Source organism: Deltaproteobacteria bacterium (assembly GCA_016874735.1).
Taxonomy (GTDB): domain Bacteria; phylum Bdellovibrionota_B; class Oligoflexia; order Oligoflexales; family CAIYRB01; genus CAIYRB01.
Genome location: VGTI01000009.1, coordinates 23842 through 44129 on the forward strand (window position 1 = coordinate 23842; position 20288 = coordinate 44129).

Consider the following 20288-nt stretch of genomic DNA (forward strand, 5'->3'; position numbering starts at 1 on the left):
TTTAGTCGGCCTCAATTGACACACAGTAGAGGCGCGCCTCTTTGTCACAAGTCTGCGTGGCATTTGACAGCCAGGTTGTGACTAGACTGCCCGCCGAACCGTAAGTCCCCGAGTCTCCGGAGTTACTCAAACCCCATTGGCTACAGTGGTTAGCTGTTGCGGTGCCGTCAGTATTGGATCCAGTCCACACTCTAGCAGTGGTTTGTGCAAAGGTGTCGTCGTAGCTCACAGCGTTGCTTAAATTAACGGCAGCAAATAGTCCAGACGATCCAGCGATGATGAGGTCGCCGTTGAGATTGCGGACATCGTTGCCTGAGCTAATAAAGTTGATGCGGGTACCAGCACTGGACGTATCGTCACCGATGACAGCTCGCCAAGTGTAGTTGGCAATGACGAGATCGCCTCGAGTTTGACACAAAGCGTCCGTGGCGCTCGGGGAGCCACTCAGACCACCTAGATTGCCGCTGTATTTGGTACTCGTCACAAACATGATGTGAGCTGCCGTTGATGTATGGGCCCTTACGGCTGATCCGGTGCGCATATAAGTAGCCGCCAGTCTTAGTCCACTGTAAACACAAACGGTGTACTGATAGAGCGCCCCAGGTTTGCCCGTGGCATCAGTGAAGCTTCCGGAAGTGAATGGTGTCGTACTGCCATCGTAGGTCTTGATTACCGTGCCCTGACTGCAGGTGGGAGGCGTGTTGCCTAGCATGCGCCGCACTTCGGCCTTGGTCCAATTAAGTGTACTTGCTGGGAATGTCACATCCACGGTGATATCGCCTCCGGTGCCGTTCTCCGGAGTTGATGCCGTGAACGACGTGAGCGGCTGCAGTGACTTACTGACACAGTAAAAACGCTGACTATTGTCACAAGTGCTGAGTCCGCTATAGGCCCAACTAGCGCTGGTAGTGGTAGCATTGCCTCTTGCACCGTTAGCTGAAGCTGACGCGGAACACCAGTTACTGCACGATGCGGCGTCGGAGCGCGTACCCGTTGCCGTGCTGCCGGTCCATGCGGACCCACTGTGCTGAGTGCCAGTTGCATCGTAGCTCAGGGGCTGAGATAGTGCTCCGCCATGCCAGAGGTCCCTGTAGTCGTGTGCCACGAGAGCTGGAGAGGCTTGCGTGCTGTAAACCGGTCCTGCTATTGGTGCGCGACCAGCGGCTTCTTTGCTGTCGTCAGACAGTAATGCGACCCAGGAGAGTTTGTCATCAAAGTTGGCTCCCTCAGATTGGCAGGTGCTATCGGCAGTGCTAACGCCTCCGATGTTGCCTGAGGTCGTTGATGAGGTGACAAAAGCGAATTGCGCTGTGGAAGTCGTAGCGCTGCCTGATGTGGCCGTACCCATTTGGTTGTTCCCATTATTAAAGGCGCAAACGCGGTAACTGTAGGTTTGGCCAGCTGATCCCAATTGGTCGCGGATAGTCGCTGCGGAATTTGCTACCACCAGGGCTGGGTCGACAGTTAGGAGGACCGTGCCTGTGCAGTCAGCGGGTGGGGTGACCCCGACGGCGCTATACACGTTCACGGTGTGGAAGTTGGAAACGCTGCTTGGGAAGGTGATCGTGAGTTCGTTGGCTCTGCCGTAGATCCGGCTAGCGCTGCAGCAGGTCCGTGCCTCGATGGCAAACGTCGTAGGTTGAAGAGAATCGATGGCGATATTTTTATTGGTACCTAAGGATCCGGCTGCCGTGGTGCCGGGAAGCGTGAGTGTCGCGGCATTACCAGCATCGTCCTTAATCGAGCCTCCATTTAATGATAGAGCCGTCGTCGATGCATAGTTGAGATCTCCGGCCTGATCTCCAGAGGCTGTGTTCGGTCCCTCGACCAAATATGTGAATGTTAAGGTGCCGGTGCCAGAGCCCGATGTGTAGACCGCATAGCGCGTGGATGGAGTCACGTTTAACTCGATTCGTGGTTGGCCTGTGACGTAAACGGTTTCGCTAAAAGATACGGTGATCGGTATAGCTTTACCTAAACCATAAGTGGCGTCCGTTAGCGTTGAGCTAACGTTGGAAACGGTGGCACTCGTAGTATCGATGGTGATTTGAGACAGGTCCCCGAGCGCGCTACCACCTGCGGTTGCCGGTAGGGTGAGTGAGGCATTGGTGCCATGTGCATCGGTGATCGAGCCGCCGTTTAGCGTCAGAGCGGCAGTCGAGCTGTAGTTCAGTATGCCTGCCGTGTCGCCAGACTGTACCGTGTAGCGGAAGGTGAGCTTATTCGTACCACTACCCGACTGGTACGTTGCCGATTGAGCGGGAGATGTGTTGAGTGCTAGCAGCGGATTTCCGGACACAGTCATGATGTCACTGTAGCTAACAACTATGTCTATATCTTTACCAGTGCTGTAGGCTCCGTTGGGTTGCGTGGCAATGACAGAGGTTGGTGATGGTAAGCTCGATTCTACGACAATATTAGTACTGTAAAGACCATTGCTAGCTGTCGCTGGTAAGGTCAAGGAAGCTGCGTTACCAGCCAAATCAGCGATTGTACCACTGAGGCTGCTCGTGGCTACGTAGTCTAAGCGCCCGGCGGTGTCACCGGCCTGAACCGTGTAGGTAAAGGTAAGGGTGCTGGTCCCGCTGCCAGAACTGTAGCTGGCAGTCCTGTTGGTTGGCGTCGTATTCAGCGTGATTGTTGGTGTTCCGGTGACGCTGACGGCCTCAGTGAAATTAACGTCGATACTAATCGTAGAACCTAATCCATAATTGCCGCTAGCGGTGCTCGTGGATACAGAAGAAACGCTCGGTGCCGCAGTGTCGTAATTGCGTGTTAGATTTGTGGCGGCCGTATTACTATTGCCAGCAGCGTCCGTCGCAACGGCTGAGGTGACACTAACTGTGACCGTGCCATTCGCAGTAGGTGTGACGTCAAATGTGTAACTTGAGCCCGAGCCATTAAAATTGGCTAAACTACCGTTAGTTACGGAAATGTCACCGCTGACGAATCCTGTCACGACTTCCGTGAAATGCGCTGCCACCGGTATGGGGGTGTCTTTGGTGTCGGCCCCAGCAGTGGACGAAAGCGTCAATGAAGGTGCTGCCGTATCAACCGTAAAATTCGATGAGTTTCCGTAAGTTGCTGGATTTCCCGCGTTATCTGTGAGTTCAACGCAGACTTTATAAATGCCGTCGGTTCCAAGGACGCCAGCGTTGCTCTTAGGAACAGCCGTGTCATAGCTAAGTGGTGTATTACAATTATTGCTTGATAGGGTGACCGCGTAACGCGTCGTATTCTGGCCTGAGGCACTTAGATTGTTTACTAAGTTGTTTGTGTTAGATCGTTCGCCGCTGTTTATGTATCCTCCCGTGGCATCATTCGCGAGGCTGATACTCGTAAACACCGGAGCATTGCGCTTGAGAGCAAAGTTGGCACTGTAGCCAATCTGCGGCGTATTGTTAGCGTTGTCGGTCAGCATCACGCAAACCTTATAATCGCGGTCGGTCCCGAATTCCGCTGCGTTACTGAGGGGTATGCTCCCGTTAAAGACGGTTGAGGTGGTGCATGTGACATTACTGGCTACGACTTTATATTGGGCCGTATTGTAATTCGATCCACTGACGGTGGTTACTACCGCTTTACCAAGGCTGTAGTCACTGGCGTTGATGTAGCCATCAGCCGTTTCATTCGCAAGCGCTAGTGAAGTGAATGTTGGCGGTGTAATTTTCCGGATAAACTGACTTGTTGCGCCGTAGGCAGGCGGGTTACCAGCGGTGTCGCTTAGTTTCACGCACACTTTGAAATTGCCATCAGGACTGAGGTACTGATTGTTTGTTTTCGGTACCGCTGTTGAATACGTCAGTGCGCCATCACAAGCGACGCCCGCTTCGGCGACTTTGTAGGCGGCGGTATTATAATCTGTTCCAAACGGCGTGTTCGGATCGACTAGGACTAAAGCTGTCTCCTGGTTTTTGTCATCGGCATTCACGTAGCCGTCGTCAGTGACGACGCTCGCCAGGCTTATCGAAGTGAACGTTGGCGCCGTCGTCTTGAGCGCAAAGTAATTGGATTCACCGTAAGTGGTCGGGTTACCCGCTAAATCATCGAGTTTAACGCAAATTTTATAGCTGCCATCACCGTTGAAGTCATTGGAGTTGGCTGCGGGTATCGTCGCGCCGTAGGTTGTGACCGTACTGCAAGTGGTCCCGCTAGTTACCAGTTTGTAGCCGACACTGTCGTAATAGAAGGCACTGAGGGAACCAGCGAGTGCAGTTGTGAGGCTTCTCTCAGCGAGGTTGATAGCTTGATCGGCGGCAGCGTTTCTCAGAGCGATGGTGTTAAAGGTTGGGGTGCTCGTCTTGACACTGAAGGTTTGACTCGCGCCGTAGGCAGGAGTGTTGCCCGCGAAGTCTTCCACTTTGACGCAGACTTTGTAGTCTCCGTCGCCGTTAATGTCTCCTGAATTACTTTTTGGAACAGTGCTGTAGCTTAGGTTGCTATCACACGTGGTCGCATCGGGTACAAGTTTGTACGTGGCGAAGTCGCTGTCCTCGGTGACTAGTCCAGACACTATATCGGTCGTATTTTGTCGTTCCGAGGCGTTTATGTAGTAGTTGGAGGCGTCACCAGATGCCAGAGATACAGAGTAAAATATTGGTAGCGTTGTGACTAGGTGAATGTCGTTGCTTTCCCCGTATGCTGGGGTGTTGCCGGCCGCATCCGTCAGCTTGACGCAGACTTTATAGTCGCCGTCCACGCCAAAATCAGTGGTATCATTTTGTGGCTTGCTGCTGCTGAAGCTAAGAGTGCCATTGCATGGCGTGGTTTTGCTGACGAGTTTATACTCCGCTGTATCAAACTGAGAGCCCTGAGGATCGTCGATCAGAGCAGTGGAGAGAACTTTCTCGGATGCGTTGATGTAACTGTTGGATGCGCTGCCACTGAGTGCAACACTTGTAAATGCGGGCGGCAATTTATCGAGCGTGATTGCAGATGAACTATTGTAAACCGGTGGATTATTGGCGTTGTCTGTTAATTTAACGCAGACTTTATAGGATCCGTTGCTGGTGAAAACAGGCGATGACGATTTAGGTACCGCAGCCCCGTAGGTCACTGCGCCATCGGAGCAAGTGGTCGCCGCTGTGACGAGACTGTATTCGGCTGTGTCGTAGCCGGATCCAGCGAGGCCCGATACCAATTCTTGTTCTTGGGAGGTCTCCGCCAGATTGATGTAGCCATCGCTTGCATTGCTGGCCAGATTAATACTGGTGAACGTCGGTCCGTTGACTTTAAGTGTGAATGTGCTTGAAGCTCCGTAGCCCGGTGGGTTCTGAGCGTTGTCTGTGACTTTGACGCAGATTTTATAGCTGCCGTCTGCGCCCAGTAGTTGGGGGGAATCAGCAGACGGCGCTGTTCCGTAGGTGAGTTGACCGTCACATGCGGTGGCCGCCGTGACTAACGAGTAAGCGGTGGCATCGTATTGCGCCGCCGTAAGGGTCCCGACCAAAGTGGTTGTTAGCGATCTTTCCGCCGCATTGACGTAGCCATCGCTGGCAGCGCCTGCAAGGGTAAGAGACGTTACTGTGGGTGCAGTGGTACGTAAGTTAAACGACGGACTTGCACCATAAGCTGGGGTGTTGTTGGCGTTATCGATCAGACGCGCGCAAACCTTGTAACTACCGTCGCTACCGAAATCACCCGAGTTAGCTTTGGGCATCGCTCCGTAAGTAAGATATCCGTCACATGTGACGCTGGTACTTACAAGTTTATACGTGACCTGGTCGTAATTGACACCGGCTATCGAGGATGCCAGGTCGCTAGTGAGCGCGCGTTCCGTTGAACTAATGTACCCATCGCTGGCGTCGCCTGCGAGAGATAGGGATAGGAATCCGGGCTGTGTAGTTTTTTTGTTAAATGTCCCACTGGCGCCGTAAACAGATGGATTGTTGGCATTATCGTCCAATTTGACACACACCTTGTAGCTGCCGTCGGCACCAAAATCGTTTGAATTGCCCGTTGGCATTGGTCCGTAGCCTGTCAGATTCCCGCAGGTGGCTGAACTCAAGGCTAACTTATAGGTCGCTTGGTTGTAGGAACTAGCTGCCAACGAACCCGCCAAGTCGTTGTTCAGCAGCCGGTCAGCAGCATTGATATAGCCATCTACGGCGTCACCGGTGATAGCTAGGAAGCTGAAACTAGGCTGCGTTACTTTCAAAGTGAAACTGACTGAACTCCCGTAGTCTGGAGTGTTGTTAGCGCTGTCGGTGACCTTGACACAGACCTTGTAGGTGCCATCACTGCCGAAATCTAGGGAATCACTCGTCGGTAGCGCACCGTAGGCGAGGTTGCTATCGCAAGGTGTGGTGCCACTCACCAACTTGTAAGATGTGGCGTCGGCATTTTGCGAGGATGCAGCGGACACGAGGGCTGTGTTGGCAGTTTTCTCGGCGGAGTTGATATAGCTGTCCGATGCACCATTAGCGAGCGCGACACTCGTGAAAGACGGCAGGGTGGTTTTGAGCGTGATGATGGCAGATTCTCCGTAAACGGATGGGTTTGCGGCGGCATCGTCAAGTTTCACGCATACTTTATAGAGGTCGTCCGCCGTGAATTCGGGCGCATTGGCGCTTGGAATTGCCCCGTACGTTAAACTACCATTGCAAGTGGTCGTGCTTAGGGTCAATTTATAGGTCGCCACGTTAAAACCGGTGCCCACAGCTGCGCTGACGAGCGCCGTGCCTCCTAATTTCTCTGAGGCATTGATAAAGCCATCGGCGGCATTACCAGTGAGAGCGAGACTAGTTAAAGATGGGGCGGAGGTTTTAAGCGTCATCAGCGGCGATGCGCCGAAGGCAGCCGGATTTTGTGCATGATCGGTTATTTTGACGCAAACTTTGTAGCTGCCTTCACTGCCGAAGTCTGGCGATGCTCCCGTCGGCATCAGGCCGTAGTCAAGAGTTGCGTCGCATGCTGTGGCGGAAGTTACCAGTTTGTAACTTGCGGCATCGTTGTTTGCTGCAACGAGACCAGCTCCAAGGTCTTGAGTGCTTGAGCGATCGGCAGCGTTGATATAGGAATCAGCGGCAACCCCATTGAGGGCTATCGATGTGAATGCCGGTAGTGCGGTCTTGAGCGTGAAAGTTGTCGTGGATCCGTAGGCAGGGGTATTGTTCGCTGTGTCCGTTAGTTTGACACAGACCTTATAAGAGCCATCGGCACTAAAGTCGCCGCTATCGGAATTTGGCATGCTACTGTAAGTTAAGTTGGCATCGCATGTGGTGGTTGCTTCAGTCAAGGCATAGACAGCTGCGTTGTGATTCGATGCGACGAGATTGTTCGCGAGCGCTGTCGCGTTGTTTCTTTCAGCCAGATTGATGTATGTGTCCGTAGCATCGCCGGCAAGTGCTAGGGAAGTGAAGGTGGGTAAAGTTGTTTTCACAGTGAACGCTGCGCTTTGTCCGAAAGCTGGGGTGTTGCCCGCGCTATCGACTAGACGAGCGCAGACCTTATAATTGCCGTCCGTATTTAATAAAATATTGTTAGATAAAGGGATGCTCCCGTATGTCAGAGCGCTGTCGCATGTGGTGTTACTGGTGACTAGTCGGTAAGTCGCAGTAGTAAAGTCGGTTCCAACAGCGGCGCTTACTAAACTGGTGGCAGCCGCTTTGTCAGCTACGTTGATGTAGAGATCCGTGGCTCCGTTCGCTAGAGATAGACTGGTGAAGCTGGGGGCCACAGTCTTCAGGGTGATCGCGAGGGATTCTCCGTAAGCCGCCGGATTACCCGCATTATCTGTTAATTTAACGCAAATTTTATAGCTGCCATCGCTGGTAAGCTCTGGAGCATTTCCGAGGGGTTCGCCACCGTAGGTTAAGGCACCGTCACAGGTCGTGGCATTTGTTACAAGTGTATAGGCTACATGATCGTAATAGGTGGCACTAAGCACTCCCACCATGGATGTGGCTTGTTGTTTCTCACTGGCGTTGATGAATCTATCGACAGCGCCCCCTGCTAAACCCAGTGCGGTAAAAGTAGGATACGATGTTTTAAGACCGATGTTGTCGCTACTGGCATAAGCAGCGGGATTGCCCGCATAGTCCACCACTTTGACACATAGTTTGTAGTCCCCGTCAGTCGTGAAGTCTGTGGAGTTAGCAAGTGGCATTGAGCCGTAAGTTAAGCTGTCATCACAGGCGACAAAATTTTCGACTAATTTATAAGTAGCAGTATCGTAATGGGCACCGTTGATGACATCTGCGATGGCTACTGCGGATCCATGTTCCGTGTAGTTGATGTAGCCGTCGGCAGCGCCGTTGGCTAGAGCTATGCCGTAAACCTCAGGCAAGGCGGTCTTAAGTGTGAAGGACGGTGATGCGCCGTACACGGTTGGGTTGGCGGCAAGATCTGTGATTTTGACGCAGATCTTGTAAAGGCCATCGGCACCAAAATTATTCGAATTACTGAGTGGCATAGCACCATACGTGAGGGCTCCGTTACAATTGGTGGTATTGGGTACTAGACGGTAGGTGGCGCTATCGTAGTTTACTGCTGTGAGAGTGCCACCAAGGGTCGTACTCTGGGTTTTCTCAGCGGCATTGATGTAGAGGTCGGTAGCATTTCCCGCCAAATCAAGCGATGTAAACGCAGGTAATGATGTTTTTAATTTAAATGTAGGCGAAGAGTTGTACACCGTCGGATTAAGGGCATAATCTCGGAGGCGCACACAAACTTTATAGTCATTATCGCTACCAAAGTCGTTACTCGTATTTAAAGGGGCAGCGTCATAGGTAAGATTGTTGTCACAACTTGTACTTGCAAGGACTAGCTTGAAGTCACTCTGATCGTATCCGCTACCAACTAAAGCGCCTGTGATAGCGTTAGGTAGGAGTTTATCAGCGGCATTAATAAAGGTATCGGCGGCTTGATTAGCGAGTGGTAGGGCGCTGAACGTAGGAACTGCGGTCTTGAGGGTCATGGGCAATGTAGCACTAAAGACTGGAGGATTGTTTGCCTGATCCGTGAGGCGTAAGCAGACTTTGTACGATCCATCGACGCCAAAGTCACTAGAGGCCCCGGATGGAGCGGAGCCATAACTGAGATTACTGTCGCATGTCGTCGCTGCCGCTACTAATGTGTAGCTGACACTGTCATGATTTGCCGCAACTAGATTGCCTACTAGCGATAGAGTGCTTTGACGCTCAGCCAGGTTGATGTATTGATCTGTTGCAGCATTCGTTAAGTCAATGGAGGTGAACGCTATCTGGGCTGTTTTCAAGTGAATGGTTGGACTACTGCCGAATGCAGGTGGGTTGTTGGCAGTGTCAGTCAATTTGACACAAACTTTGTAATCACCATCCGAACCAAAGTCGGTACTGTCGTTATTCGGGATGGCACCGTAACTGAGGTTGTCGTCACAATTAGTGGCTAGCGGTACAAGTTTATAGGCGGCATGATCGAAACTTAGTCCAGTGACGGTGGTGACTAACGGGTTTGTCAGTAATTCTTCGGCTGCGTTGATATAGGTATCGGTTGCATCCTGTGTAAGGTTTAGTGAGCTAAATGTAGGCTGGCCAATTTTTAGAGTGATAGATGCGGAGTTGCCATATGCGGGCGGATTACCTGCAGTGTCGGTCAGACGCACACATACTTTGTAACTCCCGTCCGTGGTGAAATCCATCGAATCAGCCGTGGGTAGGGTACCGTAGGTGAGGGGGCCATGACACGAAGTGCTAGCAGTGACTAATTTGTATTCCACTGTGTCGTAATTTGCTGCTGCCAAGTTGCCAACGAGCGGTTGGCTAGATGTGTGGTCTGTGACACTGATGTAGGCGTCTGAGGCCTCGTTCACCAAAGCGATGGAGCTAAATATTGGTAGTGCGGTTTTGAGCACAAACGTTGGCGAGCTTTGATAGACGGCGGGATTCGCCGCATGGTCACTCAGTTTGACACAGATCTTATAGTTTCCGTCGCCCGTAAAATCGTTGGAATTCGCCTTAGGCATCGCTCCGTAGCTAAGTGCAGCATCGCAGGTGGCTGCCGCGGCGACTAGTTTATACTCATCTGTGTCGAAATGGGCTCCGACGACGGGTCCGGCAAGATCTGTGGTCAGAAGATGTTCCGCAGCATTTACATAGCCATTTGCCGCCGCCCCGGCCAGAGCTAGGCTGGTAAACGCCGGTAGAGAGGTCTTCAGATGAATCGTTGCGCTGGAGCCGTAATCAGCCGGGTTGTTAGCTTGGTCCGTGACACGCACGCACACCCTATAATCGCCATCAGCAACGAACGACCCGCTGTCAGCACCGGGTGCATTGTCATAGGTCAAACTAGCGTCACAGGTGGTGCCAGCAGAGACCAGTGCATAGGCAGCGGCATCATAATTAGCGGCTACGAGTGATCCAACTAGAGCAGTAGTTAACGAACGCTCGCCTAGGTTGATGTAGGTATCACTTGCAGCCCCTGATAGAGCGACCGAAGTAAAGTCGGGAAACCCCGTTTTCAAGGTAAAGCTAGCCGTCGATCCATAGTCAGGCGTATTAGCCGCGAGATCCGTGAGTTTGACGCATACCTTGTAGTTGCCGTCTCCGGCAAAGTCACCGGAGTTAGCGGTTGGCATGGTACCGTAAGCTAAGCTACCGTCGCAGGTGGTAGCGGCTGAGACCAGTTTATACTGAGCTTGGTCGTACTGCGTGCCGGCTAAATTAGTGGCGAGATCGGTAGTTAGTTGATTTTCAGCGTTATTGACATAGCCATCAGCAGCCGTGCCGGCTAAATCAAGAGACGTAAAGTCGGGTGGCGTAACCTTGAGGTGGATGATGCCACTGGCCCCGTAGACGGGCGGGTTCTGAGCGTTATCACTTAGTTTAGTACATACCTTATAGGAGCCGTCAGCACCGAAGTCGTTGCTGGTGTTGCGCGGCAAAGAGCCGTATGTGAGGTTGCCGTCGCAGATCGTGGCCGCAGTGACTAGTTTGTAGCTAGCGGAATCAAAGTTGGTACCGCTAGCAATGGTGGTGAGATCGTGATTGACGTTGCGTTCAGTAGCGTTGACATAGCTGTCTTGAGCCTCGTTGGCTAGAGCAAGCCCAGTAAAGGTCGGTTGCAACAGCTTGAGATCGAAAGTTAAAGTGGCGCCGTATGCTGGTGGATTTTGGGCATGATCTCCGAGGCGCACACAAACTTTATAGGGCCCGTCGGTGGTCAGTGTTGCGGCCGAGGCAGGCGGCATCGTGTCGTAAGTGAGATTGCCGTCACAGGTGGCTGCGCCAGCGACTAGTGCGTAGTCGCTAGTGTCGTACTGCGTGCCGCTGAGATTACCAGCTAGGTCGGTGGATAAGGCGTGCTCGGCGGCGTTCACGTAGCGATCAGCGGCGGCGTTGACAAGGTCAAGTGCGGTGAAGGTTGGTGCTGTCTTTTTCAAATGGATGATCGGACTTGAGCCGTAGTCTGGCGGGTTGGCGGCGTTGTCGCTCAGTTTAACGCAGACCTTGTAATCGCCATCGGTGATGAAGGCTGCGCTATCGGCCTTCGGTATGGCACCGTAGCTGAGACTGCTGTCGCAGTTCGTCGTTGCGGTGACTAATTTGTAGGTCGCCGTGTCAAAGTTGAGACCGGTTGCTGCAGCGACGAGATCGGTAGTGAGTGCGCTTTCCGCCGCGTTGATATAGGTGTCGGTGGCCGCAGCGTTTAAGGCGAGGCTAGTGAAGTCGGGCAGTGCTGTTTTGAGTATAAAGCTCGGGCTAGCGCCGTAGACTGTGGGATTCCCCGCCAGATCCGTGAGCTTGACGCAAACATGATAGGAGCCATCCCCGCCGAAGTCGTTCGAGTCACCTTTGGGTAGCGCATCGTAGGTCAAATTGCCGTCGCATGTTGTATTTGCCGTTACCAATTTATAATTGACGGCATCATAATGCACAGCATTGAGGCTCGTGACGAGGTCGGTTGTTTGGGTATGCTCGGCGGCATTGATATAACCATCGGCAGCATCTGTGCCGCGCGCGAGTGAGGTGAAGGCCGGTAGTGCCGTTTTTAGGCTAAAGTCATTACTTGCGCCGTAGGCGGCCGGGTTACCGGCTAGGTCGGTAAGCTTAGCGCAGATCTTATAGCTACCGTCGGCGCCGAAGTCGTTGGTGTCAGCCTTTGGCATGGTGCCGTAGCCGGTGACACTGGCACAGACGGCCGCAGCGGCGACCAGCTTATAGGTTACGGTGTCGTAGGCGGTACCTTGGATAGTGCCGGCTAGATCAGTGATTTGGGTTTTCTCTGCCGCGTTGACGTAGCCATCGACAGCAGTATTGGCAAGAGGCAGCGCCGTGAAGGTAGGCGGCGCCGCTTTCAGCGTCATGGTGGGAGTACTGCCGTATGCCGGCGGATTTAAGGCGTTGTCGGTGAGTTTGACGCAAACCTTGTAGGCGCCGTCGGCGCCAAAGTTCGGGGAATCGCTGGTGGGCATGAGGCCATAAGTAGTGACCCCGTTGCATGCTGTACTGGCGGCAACGAGGGCAAATTGACTTAGATCGAAATGAGCTCCCACGGGGGCTGCTGCCAGGGCGTTCGTTTGCGAGCGTTCGGCGAGATTTACGTAGCTGTCAGCGGCATCACCAGCGAGGGCTACGGATGTGAAAGCGGGTGCTGCTGTTTTAAGTGTGATTGTGCCACTGGCACCGTAGACCGCCGGATTACCCGCGTAATCTGTTAGTTTTGCACAGATCTTGTAGAGACCATCTACTGTGAAATCGTTGCTGTTGGCAGAGGGGGCGTCGCCGTAGCTAAGATTGCCGTCGCATGTTGTGCTTTGTGGCACGAGCTTGTAGGCAACGATATCGTAGTAGCTGCCTAAAATCAGGCCGGTCATGAGATTTGATGAACTACGCTCGGCTGCATTAACGTAGGTATCGAGGGCGTCGTTAGCCAGAGCAAGTGCATGGAACTGTGGTGACGTTGACTTAAGCTCGAATGATGGGCTAGATCCGTAATCCGGTGGGTTGCCACCATTGTCGCTAAGACGGATACAAACCTTATAGCTACCGTCTGATGAAAAATCAGAGGATGTACCCAACGGCACTGGCCCATAGGCAAGAGTGTTGTCACAGGGGGTGGCATCAGTGACTAACTTATAGGCGGCGGTGTCATAGCGGAGACCACTTAATCCAGTTACAATCGGGCTCGTTGATTGGCGATCGCTGCTACTGAAGTAACCATCGATTGCCTCTGTTGCAAGCTGAACTGAAACAAACTGAGGCGTGGTCGACTTGAGTTGAATTTGGTCGCTATCGCCAAAAACTGGAGGATTGCCTGCATGGTCCGAGAGCTTGACGCAGACCTTATAAGTCCCATCACCACCAAAGTCAGTCGAGTTCGACCGCGGGAGAATTCCGTAAGGTAGGGCATTGTCGCAGCTGAAGTTGCTTGAAACCAAGTAATAATCGACCGTATCGTAGAGGCTTGCCACCAAGTTCCCAACTAAAGGATTACTTGTTAGCCGCTCGCTCGCCGTGATGTATCCATCGGCCGCGTCATTTATAAGCGCAATATTCGTGAACACCGGTGCGTTTCGTTTCAGTTGAATCGGAGAGCTGCTACCAAATGCAGGGGTGTTGCCGGCTATGTCGGTAAGCTTAGCGCAAATTTTATAAACTCCGTCACTAACAAAATCTGCACTTGATGAAACTGGAATGTTTCCGTAACTAACTGCGTTGCTACTGCAGTTAGTTCCATCGGTGACGAGAGCGTAGATAGCTTGATCAAAATTTAGGCCTGAAGCTTGGGTAGATAAATCATTGGTTATAAGGCTCTCTGCCAAATTGATATGACCATCGAGCGCTGGGCCGGCGAGGGCTAATGATGTGAAATGAGGTAGTGCAGTCTTTAACGTAATCGATCCACTTGCCCCGTAGGCTGCAGGGTTAGCTGCTTGATCCTCGAGCCTTACGCACACTTTGTAAGATCCGTCGGTGGCGAATGCGGCGTCGTCACTTTGGGGCATCGCCCCGTACGTAAGAGTCTGATCGCATGCCTGCGCTGCAGCTACCACTTTGTAGGTGGCGGTATCAAAGTGACTGCCGACAGGCGCGCTTAATAATTGAGAAGCGGAGGTGTGCTCAGCGGCATTGAGGTAGCCGTCGGTGACGGCACCATTTAAAGCCACCGATATAAACGCAGGTTGTGATGTTTTTACCGTGAAACTTGGCGACTGGTCGTAGTCAGGCGCGTTGTTGGCAAGGTCGGTGAGCTTGACGCAAACCTTGTAAATACCGTCGGCACTGATGTCACTAGTATTTGCATCAGGTAAAGCTCCGTAAGTGAGAGAACTATCGCAGGTGGTCGCCACTGGAACGATTTTGTATGTGGCATGATCGAATTCGCTACCCTGAGCAGGGTTAACTAGGGGCGTGGTCACGAGCCGGTCTGCCGCATTTAAATAGGTGTCCAGGGCAGCGTTGGCGAGCGAGATTGATGCAAATGTTGGAGGCGCAGTCTTCAGGACGAACGTTGGACTGGATCCATACTGAGCGGGATTGCCGGCGACATCATTGAGTTTAACGCAGACTTTGTAGGCGCCGTCCGCGCCGAAATCGGATGAAGCGGCAGTCGGCATCGCACCGTAGCTGATCGATTGGTCGCAGGAGGACGTGCTCGCAACCAACTTATACCCGACTGCATCGTAATTCAAAGCATCAAGATTACCTGCAATGGGTTGGGCTGCCTGACGGTCCAAACTACTGACGTAACCATCGGCAGCATCGCCTGCCAAATCTAAGGATGTGAAAGTTGGGGTGGCCCGCTTCAGATCGAAGCTTGCGGAATGACCAAAGACGGGTGGATTATTCGCTAAGTCCGTTAGTTTAACGCACACTTGATAGGAACCGTCTGCAGCAAATTCGCTTGAGTTCAGGTTTGGTGTGGTGCCGTAAGATAAAGTGTTGTCACAGGCAGTTATGTCAGTGACGACGGCGTAGGCCACATTGTCATAACGGAGACCTTGGAGATTACTGACTAAAGGCGTATTTAGCTGGTTCTCGCTGGCATTTAAGTAGCCGTCATTCAGGGGTGCCGTAAGATCGATGCTAGTAAATGCCGGTGCGTTCAGTTTGAGTGTGACGGCGGGGCCTGTCGCGTAGACGGATGGATTTCCAGCACTATCATCAAGCTTTATGCAGATCTTGTAATCGCCGTCCGTTACAAGAATGTTGTCGTCTGCCTGCGGCATGGACCCATATGTGGCACTGCCATCACAGGTTGCGCTTGCTGCCAACAGTTTGTAGGTGACTGCGTTGTAGCCAGTTGCCACAAGATTGGCCGCGATCACTGAGGACAAACTGTGATCGGCTGCGCTGATGTATCCATCGGTGGCCACTCCGCTCAAAGCTAAGCTTGTAAAAGACGCTGCTGTGAGTTTTAGGTTGATGGTTGGGCTGGCGCCGTAAACCGCGGGGTTACCAGCAAAATCTGTGATTTTCGTGCAAACTTTGTACTGGCCGTCGCTAGTGAAATCTGGGGATGAAGCGATAGGTTTAGGTCCGTAGTCTGTGATCGTAGCACAGTCCGTCGCCACATCCGTTAATCGGTAGCCCGCTGTGTCAAAACTGGTGCCGCTAACGTCTCCCACCAGTATGGATGAGCCTTGATGTTCTGCGACATTAATGTAAGTGTCACTCGCATCGTTAGCCAAAGCGAGCGATATGAACGTTGGTTGCGCTGTTTTCAAAACGATCAAAGGCGTTTCGCCGTAGTCTGCTGGATTGCCTGCGGTGTCGGTGAGCCTGACGCAAATTTTATAGTTACCGTCCGTACCAAACGCAGCGGAATCCCCTTTTGGTGCAGGCCCGTAAGGCAGCTGCGCATCGCAGGTCGTCGATGAGGCGACTAGTTTGTATGCAGCTGTGTCAAAGTCGTTACCTACGAGTGTGGCTGCCATGGCATTTTGAGTGCTGCGCTCGGCCAGATTGATGTAGCCGTCAGCGGCCTCGCCAGCCAGTGATACGGAGATAAAATCCGGCAGTGATTTTTTGAGAGTAAAAGTCGGACCCGCCGCATAAACTGGTGGGTTAGAGGTGTTCCATAACTTGACACATATTTTATACAACCCATCAGGTGCGCCCTGGAGCTCAGTGTTTTGCGGCATCGGCCCATAAGTAAGCGCTTCGTCGCAGGACGCTGCTGCGGGTGCTGCGGCGTATGCGGCTGTGTCGTAAGTAGCGGCCACGAGCGCTCCAGCGATGGTGCTCGCGAGTTGTGACTCCGCTAGGTTTAAGTAAGTATCAGCGGCCTCGTTTATAAGACTGAGCGAAGTGAAGGTAGGAGGAACTCGGATTTTATTCCAACCAATGACGGTCGCCGTCGCTAAATCCTGCCAGTTCGGAGCGAAATCAGCGCCAACGATACAGAGCTTGATAGCACCGTCGGGGTAGCTACTTATGTCGTCAGTGATAGGAAGGGATACCATCCTCTCGCTACTATAGCCGGCAGCTAACGTGCAGTCAGTGGATGCAGCCATGCCAATTTTATATTTGTATTTGACGACGCCAGTACCGCCTACCGTGATATTCTGCGCGGTGATCAGGCTACTTCCGCTCGGTTGTCCATCGGCAGTCGCCGCGATATTGGCAACCACCGTTGTTGTTGTCGTTGCTTGTGTAGTGCCGGAGCCGATCCGACCGGCAATAGTGAAGGGACCAGCGAGACTTCCCGTCACGGTCGCGAGGTAGGTACCGTCACCTTGATCGCTAGCCGGAACGGGGGTCGCCTCAGTAAAGGTCCCGGCGCCACTCTGCTGGATAAATTCAACTGCTTGACCGCCACTACGCAAGTTGTTACCGGCCGTGTCTCTAGCCGTGAAAGTGAGCGTTGCCTGACTGCCTGGTGCGATCGATACGGGTGAGGCAACTAGCGAATTCGCAATATCAATGGGACCAGGTACAACTGCGAGGTTAGTAGAGGCCGCTGCAGGGGCATTATTGACCGAGGCGCTAAAAATCGCTGGAGTGTCTGCCATGAGACCTGTAACTAGAGCTTCATAGGTGCCATTCTGGCGATCGGTTGCCGCGAGTGGGAACAACTCGGTAAAAGTGGACCCGCCGGCGGCGACGTTAAAGCTGACCTGAGCTCCACCTGATTGAATTCGGTTACCGGCGAAGTCAAAAGCCGTGAGACGAATCGTCGCCGTGCTTCCTGATGCAACGGTTCCGGATCCTCCCAACGTTGCCAGAGTCGAGGTGCTACCAGATATCGCTCCGGGTACGACGCTGATTCCGACCGTATTGCTGACCGGATCCCCGTTGACCACGGCTGCTAGGGCCGTTGCTGTCCCAGCCATCTTGCCGGTGATCGTGAATCGGTATGTTCCGTTACCAAGGTCAGTTCCTGGTAACGGGAAAGATTCATAGAAGGTACTCGTTCCACCCGTGTGGGTCAGAGCAGTGGTAGCGCCACCAGTTGCGAGTGGCGCACCTGTGATATCCCGTGCCTGAAGCACGATATTTACTGGTAAGCCCGACGCAAGACTTGAATGCCCACCGGTTAGGACTAAGGTACTTTGAGCTGCTACGACTGGCCCAACGCGTGTCTTTTGATTGCTATTGAGGTACATCGAACGATTACCGGCCTCGTCCTCACAGACTATGGCGAAGTGGTATCTTGTTGATGGGGTTAGACCACTCAATACATAAGTGTTGATATTTTGAGATCCGAATATCCCGTTGAGAGGTATGCCGCCATTGGCCGTGATGTTGGCTAGGCTGTCGATATTTGCGATAGTTGACTTATAAACGAAGTACTTTAGATGGTCCGCGGCACTTTGGTCGTCAGTTCCTATAGTCCAACCTATAGTCACAGAAGTGTCCGTGTAACTTGTGACATTGAGAGTGCCGCCTGCGCCAACGACCGGCGGTGTGGTATCGGCAGTCGTAGTCACGTTAGCCATTTGGTAGAGAGTTTTGTGCCCAAGTTCATCGGTGGCAACTACGTTGAAGTAATAGGTCGTACCAGGTGTTAGATTGGCAACTGTGAGGTTAGTACTGCCGACTAGAGCGTTGCCGACTGGTGTACCGAGTGTCGCAACGGTGTCGATGTCATCAATCAAGGGGCTGTGGGCCAGATAAACCTGGTAGCTCATGTTACTGGCGGCTGTCTGGGCGTCGGTAGCAGCTGTCCAACTGAGTTTTAAACTTTTGAATGAAATGTCAGTAAAACTAAGCTGTCCATTAGCGCCTGCACCCGGAGGTGTCGTGTCCCATACTAATGTAGTCTCGGTGCTGCTGACATTATTTGCTTGATCAGTCGCTCTAAAAGCAATCTGGTAAGAACCGTCTTGGCTGGCTGTGACCCAAGTAGTAAGCGCGGTCGGGGTACCAAATGTCAGGGTGCCTGGACCAGACGTCTGACTCCAGCGTAGATTACCAGATTTACTCGATGTGGCACTCAGCGCAACAGGCTGTTTAGTACGCGTCAGCGGAGAAACGGATAGAGTCGGCGGTACTGTGTCCTTGATCCAAGATGCAGTGACTGGATACAGCTGCCAAAAGCCGTTAAAGTCCCTACCAATCGCGCACAGTGTTAATTGGCCGTCGAGTTGGGAGCTAACATTTAACAACGTGGGGGGACCAAAAGGAAGTTCGCTGCCATACCCTTGCAGCCCGCAATTGGCAGTGCCCCCCTGAACGACCTTTAGCTTGTAACTTTGTGCGTTGTTGCCCGTAATTGTAACGGACGGAGTCAAATTATTCGATGGGCTTTGCGGGGCGCTGGTGATCGTGATGTCAGCAAGACTAGCACGCCAATTGAAAGGGCTTACCACCGGCACGGGAGTTATGTTGCCGGCTAAGTCCTCAGCCTCAGCCGTGACGGAGTAAACACCATCAGTGTAAAGAAAGGGCTCGTGCGAAACCGCTGCTAACCAGTTGCTCGTAGCCGTGGCCTGATGCCAGGTTGGACATGGTGCGTCAAATGCCGCGCCTGCAGCGTTGAGGCAGTGATCGTCTGCATGGCGCACGGATACGCGGACAATCGCGAGCCCACTACGCTCATCGGCAGCGCTCCCCCGAATCTGGACCCGGTTGTTAACCGAATCAGCGGGGCTTATCGTTGTGAGTGATGTGACCGAGATGGTCGGCGCGACACGATCAAGCGTGATCGTTTGCATCGCATTTTGGCTGACGTTTCCATTCTTATCGATCAGCGTCATGCAAACTTGGTAAGTAGCGTCAAGGTCAGGTAGCGTAATGTTGAACACGCCATTGCGCTGCGTAAACGGTGCCCATTCACTTTCGTCGCAGCTTGAGCCAATCTGCAACTTGTAACTTTCGGTGTCATCGCTAGTATTTTTTAGTTTTGCTACGATCTGCCGGTCTCTAGTCGCCGACCTACCGTTAGCGACCACGAACGCGGAATCGGGTGGGGTATTGTCCCAGTGGAACCGGTAAGCGGCTTCACCGACGGTCCCCGCAGTGGAGGTCGGAGCTGCCGTGACGTTGGCTGCCAGGTCTTCTGCTCTGACGCGGAGTTCATAGTCGCCCTCTGTGAATGTCGCGTCTGGGATATCGAGTTCCCAGTGATCGTCGAATATGGCTGGTGCCACCGCCGTCTCTGCGTCCGCAGTGAATGAAGCCGTGGCGCTGCTCAGAAACTTCCCTGTGGTGCGGTTCTTCAGGAATACCAAGGTTTCTCTGAGACCTGGGCGCGCATCACTGACGGTGCCACGAAAACGGGTTTGAGGTCCGATTGTCGTTGCGATTCCCATGACTGCTGGCGGTTCTTCCACCGTGAGAAGCGGCGATGACTCGTCGTAGACGACGGTCGCTTCGGCGCTACTCATCGGCGTAGTTGCCGAAACGCGAGCGTCCAGGCAAACGAGCATCGCGCCTTCGGGTAGCTGTGTATCGTAATTTATTATGCCGTCATCGTTCAGGCGTTCCCATTCGCCCCAGGGAGCACTGCGGCACGAAGATCCAGGAGGAACCGTGACGACGCGGTACTGCTTAATGTTTGCCGGTCGGTCTAGTTTGAGAGCAAAGCGCCTTTTATTGACGAAGCCCGTGCCCGGTAAAATTTTAAAGTCCGCCGTAATGGCTAGCGCGCCGTTTTTGATATCGCTCAAATTGGCCGCGGCGCTCTGGCCTTGGACGATCACCCCTTGGTTGTCGGTGCAGGCCAGGTTCGTTGACACCATCAGGACGGCGAGTAGTGTGACGCGACGCATCAGGGTCCGAGCCAGGTAAGTACTGGCTCGGACGGGTCTGGATGCTGTGATCGCGAAACCTTGGTGCAAGGTTCATCCTCCGGCGTGTTTCTCCTCGTAGTGGCTATCGGGCGATCATGCAGAAAATTGAGATATGCATCATAAGCATCTAAAT

1 protein-coding gene is annotated in these 20288 nt (G+C 53.0%); it reads right to left on the reverse strand.

Annotated features, from left to right (window positions below; genetic code table 11):
- Position 1: 1 nt before the first annotated feature.
- Positions 2-20203 (reverse strand): hypothetical protein, encoded by a 20202-nt coding sequence (locus FJ146_06805; protein ID MBM4251662.1) that lies wholly within the window; start codon positions 20201-20203, stop codon positions 2-4.
- Between the last annotated feature and the right edge of the window lie 85 nt (positions 20204-20288).